This is a genomic window from Sphingobium sp. LB126, assembly GCF_002795205.1.
Classification (GTDB): Bacteria; Pseudomonadota; Alphaproteobacteria; order Sphingomonadales; family Sphingomonadaceae; genus Sphingobium; species Sphingobium chungbukense.
The window spans coordinates 1255244-1267427 of the sequence record NZ_NETV01000001.1 but is presented as its reverse complement, the minus strand read 5'-3'; the positions used below and the strand labels follow the sequence as shown (position 1 = coordinate 1267427).

Genomic DNA, 12184 nt, shown 5'->3' with positions numbered 1-12184 from the left:
GTGCCCTATGCGCCCGCGCATGAACAGCAAGCACGCCCCCGATCCGGCGCTCCTCGCCAAGGCCGAAACCCTCGTCGAAGCATTGCCCTATATGCAGCGATATGCGGGCAAGACCTTCGTCGTGAAATATGGCGGCCACGCCATGGGCGATCCCGAGGCGGCGCGCGATTTCGCCGAAGACGTGGTGCTGATGAAGGCGGTCGGCATCAATGTCGTCGTCGTCCATGGCGGTGGGCCACAGATCGGCGCGATGCTCAAGAAGCTGGGCGTCGAATCGCAGTTCGTCGGCGGCCTGCGCGTCACCGACAAGGAAACCGCGCAGATTGCCGAAATGGTGCTGGCGGGATCGATCAACAAGGAAATCGTCGGCTGGATTTCCGGCGCGGGCGGCCGGGCGGTCGGCATTTCCGGCAAGGACGGCGGCCTGGTCCTGTGCGAAAAGGTGCTGGGCAAGCGCGAGGCGGACCCCAATTCCGGCATAGAGCGCAATGTCGACCTGGGCTTCGTCGGCGATCCGGTGAAGGTCGACCGCAGCATCCTCGACACGCTGTCGCGGGACGGCATCATTCCCGTGGTCGCGCCGGTGGGCATCGGTGCGGACGGCCATACCTACAATGTCAATGCCGACACGATGGCGGGGGCCATTGCCGCCGAACTGGGCGCGTCGCGCTTCTTCCTGCTGACCGACGTCGCGGGCGTGCTGGACAAGCAGGGACAGTTGATGACCGACCTCGATCCCGAAGCGATCCGGGGGCTGGAGGCGGACGGCACGATCAGCGGCGGGATGATCCCCAAGCTGGAAACCTGCGTCCGTGCGGTCGAGGGCGGGGTGGACGCCGCCGTCATCCTCGACGGGCGAGTGCCGCATGCGATGCTGCTGGAAATCTTCACCGATCGCGGTGCGGGCACTTTAGTGCGCCGGTAAACAAGCCGGCAAATGCCGCATGTTCCTGCCTTCGCAGGATGCCCTTGGCCGAACGCGCCCTGCATTTGGTGGAATATTCCGTCTGGATGCTTGTGGCGCGGACGTCCCCTCGGCTAGAGCCGATCGCAATCAAATTGGAGATCGCATGGCCTACGCCCTCTATCAGATCATCGTCATCCTGCTCGATGTGCTGTGGTGGATCATCATCATCCAGGCCATCATGAGCTGGTTGATCGCCTTCAACGTCGTCAATCTTTCCAATGATTTCGTGCGCACGGTGATGGTCGCGCTGGATCGGATGACGGCGCCGATCTACAATCCGATCCGCCGGGTGCTGCCCGATCTGGGTGCGCTCGACCTGTCGCCGATGGTCGTGCTGCTGGGCATCCTCATCATCCGCCAGGCGATATTGCCGCCGCTGTTCGGGCTGGTGTGACGGTCTTCGTCCGCGACGGCACCGATCTGCTGCTTACCGTCCGGTTGACGCCGGGCTCGACGAAGGAGGGGATCGGCGGCGTCTGGACGGATGAAAAGGGCGCGGAATGGCTGAGCGCCCGCGTGCGCGCCGTGCCGGAAAAGGGCAAGGCCAATGCGGCGCTGGTCGCGTTGCTGGCCAAGTGGCTGGATTGGCCGCGCAGCGCGATTTCGCTGGAATCGGGCGACACCAACCGGCTAAAGCGGCTGCGGATCAAAGGCGGTGGTGAGCGGTTGTCGCTCGCAAGACTTTCCGCCATCATCGGGGAACGGGTTGAAGCATCATGACCATCGGCAAGATCATCGACGGCAAGGCCTTCGCGGAGACGCTCCGTGGCAAGGTCGCGGACGGCGTGAGCGCCTTCACCGCGCAAGCCGGGCGCAAGCCGGGACTGGCCGTGGTGCTGGTGGGCGAGGACCCGGCCAGTTCCGTCTACGTCCGCAACAAGGGCAAGATGACCCTCGCCGTCGGCATGGAGAGCATGGAGTTCAAGCTGCCCGCCGGGATCGGTGAGGAGGAACTGCTCGATCTGGTCGAGGAACTGAACGCCGACGAGCGGGTGGACGGCATCCTCGTCCAGTTGCCGCTGCCCGCCCATATCAACGAAGCCTCGGTGATCGGCACGATCGATCCGGCCAAGGATGTCGACGGCTTCCATGTGGTCAATTCGGGCCGGCTGGCGACCGGGCAGGAGGCGCTGGTGCCCTGCACGCCGCTGGGCTGCCTCATGCTGCTGAAGGATGAACTGGGCGATCTGTCGGGGATGGAGGCGGTGGTGGTCGGCCGCTCCAACATCGTCGGCAAGCCGATGGCGCAATTGCTGCTGGCGGAAAATTGCACCGTCACCATCGCGCACAGCCGGACCCGCGATCTGGCCTCGGTCGTGCATCGTGCCGACATCGTGGTCGCGGCGGTGGGCCAGGCGGAGATGGTGAAGGGCGAATGGATCAAGCCCGGCGCGACCGTGATCGACGTCGGCATCAACCGCGTCACCGATACGGAGGACGGCAAGAGCCGCATCGTAGGCGACGTCGCCACGGCCGAGGCGCTGGCCCATGTCCGCGCCATCACCCCGGTTCCGGGCGGGGTCGGACCGATGACCATCGCCGTGCTGCTGCGCAACACGCTGGTGGCGGCGCATGCGCGAGCCGGGCTGGCGAAACCGGAGGGGCTGTGAAGGCGCGCTCCGCGTTTATCGTCCTGACTTTTCTCGCCTTGGTGGGTGCGCGCCCGCCGATGCGCTATCAGCCCGATCCCAGTTCCGTCTTCGCCGCAGAACTCGCCTTCAACCGGCTGGCGCAGCAGAAGGGGCAGTGGACCGCCTTCCGCGAAACGGCGGCGGACGAAGCCGTGATGTTCGTGCCGCAGCGGGTGCTGGCGAAGCAGTGGCTCAAGGGCCGGGCCGATCCGCCCGCGTCGGTGCGCTGGACGCCTTCGACCATCTTCGTGTCCTGCGACGGCAATCTGGCGGCCAGCACCGGCAACTGGAAACGGCCGGACGGATCGGTCGGCTATTTCACCACCGTCTGGCAACGCGACAAAAAGGGCGAATGGAAGTGGATCATGGACCATGGCGATACGCTCGCTCTCGCCCGTGATGCGCCCGAATTCCTGGTCGGCAAGGTCGCGACCTGCAAGCGTCGCGGGCCCGGTGGGGGCGGGCCGCCACCGGGGTCCGGGCGGGGCAAGGGCGAAACGCCGCCCATGCCCAGGGATGAAAGCCTGACCTGGAGCGCCGACGTCGCGACCGACGGCAGCCGCAGCGTGACCGTGCGCATGTGGAACGGCACGGATTACGAGACCGTGATCGACGACAAGGTGGCGGCGGGCGGATGACGGAACTGTTCATCTCCGCCTTCGTCACCCTGTTCGTGGTGATCGATCCGCCGGGCTGTGCGCCGATCTATGCCAGCCTCACGACCGGGGCGACCATGGCGCAGCGGCGCAGCATGGCGATCCGCGCCGTGGGCATCGCGGCGGGCATCCTCCTGCTGTTCGCCCTTTGGGGCAAGCAGTTGCTGGGCGTGCTGGGGATCGAACTGGACAGCTTCCGCATCGCGGGCGGGATCATGCTGTTCATGATCGCCATGGACATGGTGTTCGAAAAACGCACCCAAAGGCGCGAGGACCGCGCGCACAAGATCGCGGAAACCCCGGAAGTCGAGGATGTGTCGGTCTTTCCCATGGCGATGCCGATGATCGCCGGTCCGGGATCGATCGCCACCGTCATGCTGCTGATGTCGCGAGCGGATGGCCTGAGCGAACGGCTGGTGGTGATCGGTGCGGTGGTGGTGACGCTGGTGCTGATGCTGGGATCGTTGCTGGCGGCGGGGCCGATCATGGCGCTGCTCGGCAGCAAGATCGAGGCGGTGATCACGCGGTTGCTGGGCGTGTTGCTGGCGGCGCTGGCCGCGCAATTCGTGATCGACGGACTGAAGGCGAGTTTTTAGGCTGGGTTGGCCGCTTTGGGTGGAGGGCGGACAGTCGCTTTCCTGGAATACACCGTGCTCCTGCGAAGGCAGGAGCCCAGTTCCTTTGTCGCGGTGATTCACTGAGGGGGGAACTGGGTTCCTGCCTTCGCAGGAACACGGCGCGCCTCATGTCCGCCCTTGGCCAATTTCCGCCTCAGCTCCGCACGTCCTGTTCCGTGACGGGCGCGATCTTGATTTCGACGCGGCGGTTGGACGCCTTGCCTTCGGCCGTCGCATTGGAGGCGATCGGTTGCGTTTCACCGAAACCGCGCGTCGCGATGCGCGCCGACTGCACGCCATGGCTGGTCAGATAATCCCCCACCGCCTGCGCGCGGCGTTCGGACAGGGCCTGGTTATAGGCATCCGTGCCGTCGCTGTCGGTGTGGCCATACACGTCGATATAGGTCTTGGGATATTGCGCCAGCACCGATGACACATCGTTCAGCGTCGGCTGGAATTGCGGCTGCACGGCCGAACTGTCGGTGGCGAAGGTGATGCCCGACGGCATGCGCAGCACCAGATTGTCGCCGTCTCGGATCACGTCCACACCGCTGCCGGCGGTTTCCTCGCGCAATTTCTTTTCCTGCGCGTCCATATAGGCGCCGATACCCGCGCCCGCGACCGCGCCGATGCCCGCGCCCAATATCTTTTCGGTGCGGTCATGCCGCCCGCCCACCAGATCGCCCAGCAGATAGCCGCCCAGCGCGCCGCCGATGCCGCCGATCGCGGCCTTCGAAATGGTGCGGTTGCCGGTGTTGGGGTCGGTGGTGCAGGCGGTGGTAGCCAGCATGGCGGCCAACCCGGCCGCGCCGATGATGCGATGAAGATTCCGCATGGATTTCAATTCCCTTTTTGTCGTGCACCCGAACGGGACGGATGCACCCCTAATGGTCGAGACGGGGCATTTGTTCCACAAGCGAACTGAACTGCGGATGATGGAACGGTTGTGAAATTGACAGAAACGAGGTTATAGGTGGCCCCGACCACCATGGCCAATATCCCCCCGCACGCTCCGACGCCCTTTCCCTGGGTCGACCTCGTCATCATCCTGGCGCTGGTCGCGCTGAACGGCCTGTTCGCCATGTCGGAACTGGCGATCGTGTCCGCCCGCAGGCCGCGCCTTCAGGCGATGGAGAAAGCGGGGCGGCGCGGCGCGCGCTCCGCGCTGACGGCGGCGAGCGATCCGGGCAAGTTCCTGTCCACCGTGCAGATCGGCATCACCCTGATCGGCATCGTCGCGGGCGCCTATTCAGGCGCCAGCCTGGGCGGCCCCACGGGGGAGCGGCTGGCGATGCTGGGCCTGTCGCCCAGTGCCGCGGAACATGCCGGTTTCGCGCTGGTGATCGGCCTTACCACCTATGCCTCGCTGATCGTCGGCGAACTGGTGCCCAAGCAGTTCGCCCTGCGCGCGCCCGAACCGATCGCCGTGCTGGTCGCCGGGCCGATGCTGTGGCTGGCGAAGGTCACGGCGCCCATCGTCTGGGTGCTCGACGGGTCGAGCGCGCTCATCTTCCGCCTGCTGCGCATGACCCGCGAATCGGAAAATCAGGTGACGGCGGAGGAACTGCACCTGATCGTGGCCGAGGCGAGCAAGTCCGGCGTGATCGAGGAAAGCGAGCGCGCCATCATCTCCGGCGTGGTGCGGCTGGCCGACCGCCCAGTGCGCGAGGTGATGACGCAGCGCATGGATGTCGACTGGATCGACATCCACGCCGATGAGGCGGCGATTCGCGCCAAGCTGCTCGACACGCCGCACACCCGCCTGCCGGTGGGGCGGGGCACGGTGGAGGACATCATCGGCGTCGTGCAGGCGCGCGACATCATGACCGCGCTGTTCCGGGGCGAGGGCCTGAGCCTGGAGACGCTGATGCGCAAGGTGGAGGTCGTGCCCGATCAGGTCGACGCCATGGACGCGCTGGAGGTACTGCGCCGCGCCGAGGTGCCGATGGTCATGGTGCATGACGAATATGGGCATTTCGAGGGGATTGCGACGCCCGCCGACCTGCTGTCCGCCATTGCGGGGCATTTCGTGTCCGACCAGGGCAGCGAGGATGAGCCCGATCTGGTCGAGCGGGAGGATGGCAGCCTGCTGGTTTCGGGCCAGATGCCGGTCGATCTGCTGGCCGAGCGGATCGGCATCGACCTGCCCGAGGACCGCGATTATGCGACGGTCGCCGGTCATGCGCTGTGGCTGATGAAGCGCCTGCCCGAAGTGGGCGACTATATCGACGATCAGGGCTGGCGTTTCGAGATTGTCGATATGGACGGGCGCAAGATCGACAAGCTGCTGGTCGCGGAGCGCTGAACCGTGCCCGGCGCGGCGCTGGATGCGGTCGAGGGGCTGGTCAGGCGGACGCTGGAAGGGCGCGAAGGGCTGCTGGTGGTCGGCCTGTGCGGGGCGCAGGGCAGCGGCAAGTCAACGCTGGCGGCGGGGCTGCGGCAACGGCTGGAGCGGGATGGAATTCCGTCGGCGATCCTCTCCATCGACGATCTCTATCGAACCCGCGCGGAGCGGGAGGAACTGGGCCAGACCGTGCATCCTCTGCTGCGCACGCGCGGGGTGCCGGGGACGCATGATGTGGCGCTGGGCCTGCGGGTGATCGATGCATTGGCACGGGGCGAGGCGGCCCCGCTGCCCCGCTTCGACAAGGCGGCGGACGATCGCCAGCCCGTGGCGCGATGGGAAAGGGCGGCGGCAGGCACCCGGCTGCTGCTGCTGGAGGGCTGGTGCGTCGGCGCGCGGCCCCAGGCGGCAGCGGCGCTGGCGGAACCCGTCAATGCGCTGGAACGGGAAGAGGATGCGCAGGGTGTCTGGCGCGCTTATGTGAACCGGGCGCTGGCGGGCGACTATCAGGCGCTGTTCGCGCGGCTGGACCGGCTGCTGCTGCTGGCCGCTCCGGGGTTCGAGGTCGTCCGGCGCTGGCGCACGCAGCAGGAGCATGATCTCCGGCGCGATGCAGGCGCGGGCGCCGGGGTGATGTCCGATGCCCAGGTGACACGCTTCATCCAGCATTATGAGCGGCTGACGCGGCATATTCTGGCCGAGATGCCGGGCCGGGCCGACCTGGTGATCGCGCTGGACGAAGTGCGGCGTGTGATCGGCATGGGCGGTACGGATTATGACCGCTGACGACCAACAGGGGACGTGGGGTCTTCCCCTCCCCTTCAGGGGAGGGGATTGAGGGGTGGGGGCGTGCCCCAAGAGAAAGTTGGGCCATAACGGCACTCCCCCACCCCAACCCTTCAAACGAGTCACGTGCCTCGTTTGAACCTGAAGGGGAGGGGCTTAATGGCAGGAATCCACCCAAATCAGCCGTTCACCCCTGCCACATATCCTCCAATGGACGCGCTTCGCGCACTACCAGCACCGGCACGCCATCCCGCACCGGGAAAGCCAGTCCCGCCGCTTGCGACACCAGCTCGTGCCGCTCCGCATCCCAATGCAGCGGCGTGCGCGTCGCCGGGCACACCAGCTTGGCGAGCAGCGCCGGATCAGGGGCGCCGCTCATTGCATCGTCGCCCCGCCGTCGCGCTCGATCCGCCCGACGATCTGCATGAGCTGGATGATCCGGTCCGCCCGTTCGTTCAGCGTGTCCGCCTCCAGCAAGGTCTGCTTGGCCGCAGGATCGAAGGGCACGATCTGCGCGATGCCGTTCACCAGCGCCATGTCGTCCAGCCGGGAGACCGCCGTCCAGTCCACTACATAGCCCAGCGCGTCGGCGAAGCGCCGCGATTCCTGCTCCAGCGCCGCCCGCTCGACGGCGGAGAGGATTTCATCCTCTTGCCCGATCGACTCGACATCCGCCTCGATCTGGCGAAAAGCGGTCGGCACGTCCAGTTCGCGCACCACCCGGAAGCGCGCCAGCCCCTTCAGCAGGATATTGTACCGCCCGCCCTCCAGCGCCTCGATATGGGTGATATGCCCCAGGCAGCCGACATCGAACAGGGCAGGCTTCACCCCCTCCTCGCGCGGCTGGATCATGCCGATCCGCCGATCCCGCGCCATGGCGTCATGGATCATCGCCTGATAGCGCGGCTCGAAGATATGCAGCGGCAACTCCATGCCCGGCAGCAGCAGGGCGCCGGGCAACGGAAAGATCGAGACACGCGACATGACGCCCGTGCCGGTCAGGAAAAGAGGATCTGGGACAGCTTGCGCCGCTGCGCCGCGACCCAGGGGTCTTCCAGTCCCGTCGCCTCGAAGAGCTTCAGCAACTGCGCTCGCGCGGCGCCGTCCTTCCAGGCCCGGTCACGCCGCACCAGTTCCAGCAGTTCCTCGGCCGCCCGGTCCCGGTCGCCATTGGCCATCAGCCCACCCGCCAGTTCGAAGCGCGCCTCATGATCGTCGGGATCGGCGGCAACCTTCGCCTCGACGCCCGAAAGGTCCGACACCGGCTTCGCATCGCGCGCCAGGGCGATCGCCGCGCGGGCGCGTTCCACCGCCTGATCCTTCGCGACGTCGGCGGGGAGCGCCGCCAGCACCGCTTCCGCCTCGTCCAGCCGGGCGAGCGCCACCAATGCCCGCGCCTGGCCGGAGGCGACATCGGCATTGTCCGGCACCATTTCGGCAATCTGCTGGAACAGGGAAAGGGCGCGTTCCGCCTCTCCGCCCGCCAGCACTTCCTCTCCCATGGCGATCAGGGGCGCGATTTCCTGCAACTGCGCCTTCTCGTCCGATTCGATGGGAAGCTGTGAGAGAAGCTGGTCGAGATATTGCTTCAATTGCCCTTCTGTTCGCGCCTGGCTGAGGTCTGCGACCGGCTGGCCCTGGAACACGGCGTAGACCGTCGGGATCGACTGGACCCGGAACTGGGCGGCGATGAACTTGTCCTCATCGACGTTGATCTTGACCAGCTTCACGCCCTTCGTCGCATAGTCGGCGCACACCTTCTCGATCACCGGCCCCAACTGCTTGCAGGGGCCGCACCATTCCGCCCAGAAATCCACGATCACCAGACTGGTGCGCGACGGCTCCACCACATCGCGGCGGAATGTTTCCACCGATGCCTTGTCGGCCTCGCTCAGTCCAAGGGTCGCCACGTCATAATCTCCTGCTGCCGATGCGGTTGCTGACCGCTTCCATACAGCGCCTTATGTGGGTCGTCACCCCATAGGAACAAGGGAGATCCGGCGGGAGATCGGCCTGCCTTCAGACTCTGTCTGGAAATGCGCGCAAGAGCATATTTCGGTGCGGCTATGCGCCGATAGGCGCATTTCCAAACAGACTCTCAGAATGTGTAGCCGACGCCGATCGCTCCGATCCACTGGTCCTTCGATCCGGCGATCGACACGATGGGCGAATCGGCATAATCGCCCAGAATCCGGGAATAGCTGCCCGCCGCGAAGATCGCCCAGCCGTGGCGCAGGTCGCCCGACAGCGACTTGCCGCCCGCCAGGCTGAAATTGACCTTCTTGAACCCCGCGCCGTCGCCCGCGCGGCCATAGACCGGCAGGCCCGACGCCGCCGATCCGGCGGCATCCACATCATAATAATAGCGGCCATATTTCTTGCCGACATAATCGGCCGAGACGCCGAGCCCGACGAAGGCCGTCCGCGACAGGGGCGTCATATATTCGATGGCCGGCGTGACGACATAGCTGCCATGCGCGCCCGCGACATCCTTCGTCACGGCGATGCGCGCCGACAGATTGTCATAGGCGCTGGTGATCACCCCGGTCTTGCCGATGCCGACGAAGCCGCCGACTTCCACCGCGATGTCGCGCTTGCCGAGCAGGCGCACGGCGTCGTCCTTGATATTCTTGCGGCTCGACCGGTCGAAACGGGCCGCCACCACCGGCCCCAGTTCGACATCGATACCCTGGGGATCGCCGTTCGGAATGGCGTCGACATAAAGCGCCGTCCCGCGCGTCCAGAAGGCGAAGTCCTTTATCTTCCCCCGAAATTGCGGGACCGGCAGCACGCGATAGTCATCGGACCCTTCGTAGCTGGGGACGGCAGCAATGCCCACGCCCATCGTCAGGCTGCTATGCTCTTCCTCCTGCGCGAAAGCCGGGTGCGCAAGGAAAAAGGCCGCGGCGATCGCCCCGGGGGCAAGATAACGGCAATGAAACATAAAGACCCTGTTCTGAAATACTCGTCGGACATCAGAATGTTCTGATGCCCCCGCAGGTTCCGGCGAGTCGTTCCTAAAGGAAATATTTGAGTTTTATATCCTGCTTCACCGCTGCGTTCATCATCTGGAACTGCGCGGATTTGAAGCTCGGCGCGCCGAAGCGGATCGCCGGATTACGCGAAAAGCCGACCCCCTCGCGCGGGATGCCGGCAAAGGTGTCGAGCTTCCCATTGCCATTTTCGTCATGGATGATGGCGATGGCGTAATTGCCCGGCGCCATCCGCCCCAGCTCGATCGCGGCGCGGGTGACGGGCACGGTGAAATGCCGTCCGTCGGGATCGTCGCGGCAATCGGGGAAATGCGCGGCCGCGCGGGTGACGCAGATCAGCAGATTGCCCTTGCCCGACCGCAGGCCCTGCACATCCATGCTGAGCGGTTGTGCCGGATCGCCCGTCGCCGTTCCGGGGGCCGCCGCACCCATCGTCATCGCCGCCGCCGCGACCAGCCATCCCGCCTTGTCCTTCATGCCGTTCATGCCGTCTCCCTGAAACTGCCCAGTCCCCTGTCGGTCCCGCACAGCCGGTCCCAGAAACGGAAATAAAGCCCGTAATTGCAGGCATAATGTTCATGATGGCGCTGATGATGGCTGGCGGTGATCAGCCATCGGCCGAGCGGCCCCCGCACCATCCAATGTGGAAACATCTCCCACCCCATATGGTTGCTGACCCCCATGACGGTCATGATCGTCAGCACCATGCCCAGCGCCGCCACATGGATCGGGATGAGGAACACGAGCGCCGGGATCACCACCGCGCCGGTCAGCGCCTCCCAGGGGTGGAAGCTCATCGCCGCCCAGGCGGTCGGCGGTCGGCTGGCATGGTGGACGGCATGGGCGATGCGGAACGGCCGGGGCCGGTGCATCCAGCGATGCGTCCAATAGAACCAGGCGTCATGGGCGAGCAGGTAGAGCAGAACCGAAAGCGGCCAGTACCAGAGCGGAAAATCGCGCATGTCGCTGTAGATGCGCGTCCAACCCCGCGCCTGCCATCCCCAGGCGACAACGCCCGCCGGAATGCCATAGATCAGCGCGGAGGCGAGCGACCAGCCGATCTCCCGCCCGATCTGCCGGCCGAGGCCCCGATACAGCCCTGGTTTGCGCACCCGCGTCGCCAGCGCGAAGCCCCCGCTTGCCAGCAGGTAGCGCACGCCCACAATGACACTCATCGCAAGGGCGGACAGGAGGATGGCTGTGGCCATGGCCCGAACTATAGCAGCCCAGGGCCCGGCGTCACGTGCGCGGTCTTGCTTGCCGGTAGCTGCCCAGTATCCGCACCCATTTGGTGTGGAATTCCAGCTCCGCCAGCGCCCGGTCGACCGCCGGATCGCCCGGCATCCCCTCGATATCGCAGTAGAATTCGGTCGCGGCAAAGCTGGCGCCACGCTGATAGCTTTCCAGCTTGGTCATGTTGACGCCGTTGGTGGCGAAACCGCCCATCGCCTTGTAGAGCGCGGCGGGGATGTTCTTCACCTCGAACAGGAAGGTGGTCATCACCGGCCCGACGCCCGCCACCGGCATCTTCGGCTCGCGCGCCAGCACCAGGAAGCGCGTCATATTGTCGTCGCTGTCCTCGATATTCTCCGCCACCAGTTGCAGGCCGTACAGCTCCGCCGCCAGATAGGGCGCGATCGCCCCCTCGCCCGCCGCCTTCGTTTCGGCTACCAGAGCCGCCGCGCCCGCCGTATCGGCATAGCTGACCGGCTGGATGCCGCGTTCGCGCAGATAATGGCGACATTGGCCCAGCGCCTGCGGATGGCTGATCGCGCTCTTCACCGGCGCGGTGTCGGGCGCCATCAGGCAATGCCGGATGCGCAGGAAATATTCGTCGATGATGTGCAGCCCGGATTCGGGCAGCAGGAAATGCATGTCCGCAACGCGCCCGTGCAGGCTGTTCTCGATCGGGATGATCGCCCGCGCGGCCTCACCGTTGCGCACCGCGTCGATCGCATCCTCGAACGCGAAGCAGGGCAAGGGCTGGCAATCGGGCGCATAACCCAGCGCGGCAAGGTGCGAATTGGCGCCCGGCGCGCCCTGGAAAGAGACGGCGCGGGCCGGATCGGCGGCGGCCTTCGCGGCCATTTCCGCGACCAGGACGCGGGCGGGGGCAGGATAGTTTTCCATGGATCAGAAGCGCGCTTATTCACTCGCTCGCGCCTGCGCAAGCATCCATAGGGGAAGTAG

Annotated in this window: 16 protein-coding genes; 8 read left to right on the top strand and 8 right to left on the bottom strand. The window is 65.9% G+C overall.

Translation table 11 applies throughout. The features are described 5' to 3' along the window. The first annotated feature begins 7 nt into the window (after positions 1 to 7). The 6 genes from argB to CAF53_RS06165 all read left to right on the top strand — a co-directional run bounded on the left by argB (position 8) and on the right by CAF53_RS06165 (position 3850). Complete coding sequence (gene argB / locus CAF53_RS06190) at positions 8 to 925, top strand: acetylglutamate kinase (protein ID WP_100237605.1); 918 nt, start codon at positions 8 to 10, stop codon at positions 923 to 925. A gap of 145 nt (positions 926 to 1070) precedes the next feature. Next, positions 1071 to 1361 carry a YggT family protein gene (locus tag CAF53_RS06185; protein ID WP_007688568.1) on the top strand — a complete coding sequence of 97 codons (291 nt, stop codon included), beginning with the start codon at positions 1071 to 1073 and terminating at the stop codon, positions 1359 to 1361. Next, complete coding sequence (locus tag CAF53_RS06180) at positions 1358 to 1687, top strand: DUF167 family protein (protein ID WP_100237604.1); 330 nt, start codon at positions 1358 to 1360, stop codon at positions 1685 to 1687. The genes CAF53_RS06185 and CAF53_RS06180 overlap by 4 nt, the downstream gene beginning before the upstream one ends. Next, positions 1684 to 2577, top strand: a complete 894-nt coding sequence (gene folD, locus CAF53_RS06175; RefSeq protein ID WP_046761837.1) for a bifunctional methylenetetrahydrofolate dehydrogenase/methenyltetrahydrofolate cyclohydrolase FolD — start codon at positions 1684 to 1686, stop codon at positions 2575 to 2577. Before CAF53_RS06180 ends, folD begins: the two co-directional genes overlap by 4 nt. Further along, positions 2574 to 3236 carry a hypothetical protein gene (locus CAF53_RS06170; RefSeq protein WP_100237603.1) on the top strand — a complete coding sequence of 221 codons (663 nt, stop codon included), beginning with the start codon at positions 2574 to 2576 and terminating at the stop codon, positions 3234 to 3236. The genes folD and CAF53_RS06170 overlap by 4 nt, the downstream gene beginning before the upstream one ends. Continuing rightward, positions 3233 to 3850 carry a MarC family protein gene (locus CAF53_RS06165; RefSeq protein WP_046761835.1) on the top strand — a complete coding sequence of 206 codons (618 nt, stop codon included), beginning with the start codon at positions 3233 to 3235 and terminating at the stop codon, positions 3848 to 3850. Before CAF53_RS06170 ends, CAF53_RS06165 begins: the two co-directional genes overlap by 4 nt. Positions 3851 to 4025: 175 nt before the next feature. On the opposite strand, the gene CAF53_RS06160 is transcribed toward CAF53_RS06165, so the two are convergent. Then, positions 4026 to 4706, bottom strand: a complete 681-nt coding sequence (locus tag CAF53_RS06160) for an OmpA family protein (RefSeq protein ID WP_046761834.1) — start codon at positions 4704 to 4706, stop codon at positions 4026 to 4028. A 153-nt stretch (positions 4707 to 4859) separates the two neighbouring features. On the opposite strand from CAF53_RS06160, the gene CAF53_RS06155 reads away from it, so the two are divergent. Together CAF53_RS06155 and CAF53_RS06150 are read left to right on the top strand one after the other, a co-directional pair. Then, positions 4860 to 6176: a hemolysin family protein gene (locus tag CAF53_RS06155; protein ID WP_046762559.1), complete on the top strand. Its 1317-nt coding sequence runs from the start codon at positions 4860 to 4862 to the stop codon at positions 6174 to 6176. A gap of 3 nt (positions 6177 to 6179) precedes the next feature. Next, the gene (locus tag CAF53_RS06150; protein ID WP_100237602.1) at positions 6180 to 7001 is read left to right on the top strand and encodes a kinase; all 822 of its coding nucleotides are present in this window, start codon (positions 6180 to 6182) and stop codon (positions 6999 to 7001) included. Positions 7002 to 7188: 187 nt separating this feature from the next. Here the strand turns inward: CAF53_RS06150 and CAF53_RS06145 are convergent, their stop codons facing one another. The 7 genes from CAF53_RS06145 to CAF53_RS06115 form a co-directional block, all read right to left on the bottom strand. After that, positions 7189 to 7380: a Trm112 family protein gene (locus CAF53_RS06145; RefSeq protein ID WP_046761831.1), complete on the bottom strand. Its 192-nt coding sequence runs from the start codon at positions 7378 to 7380 to the stop codon at positions 7189 to 7191. Continuing rightward, the gene (locus CAF53_RS06140; RefSeq protein ID WP_100237601.1) at positions 7377 to 7985 is read right to left on the bottom strand and encodes an LON peptidase substrate-binding domain-containing protein; all 609 of its coding nucleotides are present in this window, start codon (positions 7983 to 7985) and stop codon (positions 7377 to 7379) included. Before CAF53_RS06140 ends, CAF53_RS06145 begins: the two co-directional genes overlap by 4 nt. 14 nt (positions 7986 to 7999) lie before the next feature. Further along, positions 8000 to 8911, bottom strand: a complete 912-nt coding sequence (locus tag CAF53_RS06135; protein WP_100237600.1) for a tetratricopeptide repeat protein — start codon at positions 8909 to 8911, stop codon at positions 8000 to 8002. A gap of 188 nt (positions 8912 to 9099) precedes the next feature. After that, positions 9100 to 9945, bottom strand: a complete 846-nt coding sequence (locus CAF53_RS06130; RefSeq protein WP_100237599.1) for a MipA/OmpV family protein — start codon at positions 9943 to 9945, stop codon at positions 9100 to 9102. Positions 9946 to 10018: 73 nt separating this feature from the next. After that, positions 10019 to 10471, bottom strand: coding sequence for a DUF2141 domain-containing protein (locus tag CAF53_RS06125; RefSeq protein WP_046762558.1), 453 nt, complete (start codon positions 10469 to 10471; stop codon positions 10019 to 10021). Between the two features lie 5 nt (positions 10472 to 10476). Beyond that, positions 10477 to 11202: a sterol desaturase family protein gene (locus CAF53_RS06120; RefSeq protein ID WP_100237598.1), complete on the bottom strand. Its 726-nt coding sequence runs from the start codon at positions 11200 to 11202 to the stop codon at positions 10477 to 10479. Positions 11203 to 11233: 31 nt separating this feature from the next. Further along, a complete protein-coding gene (locus CAF53_RS06115) occupies positions 11234 to 12124 on the bottom strand; it encodes a prephenate dehydratase (RefSeq protein WP_046761826.1) in 891 nt (296 codons plus the stop codon). Positions 12125 to 12184 lie beyond the last annotated feature (60 nt).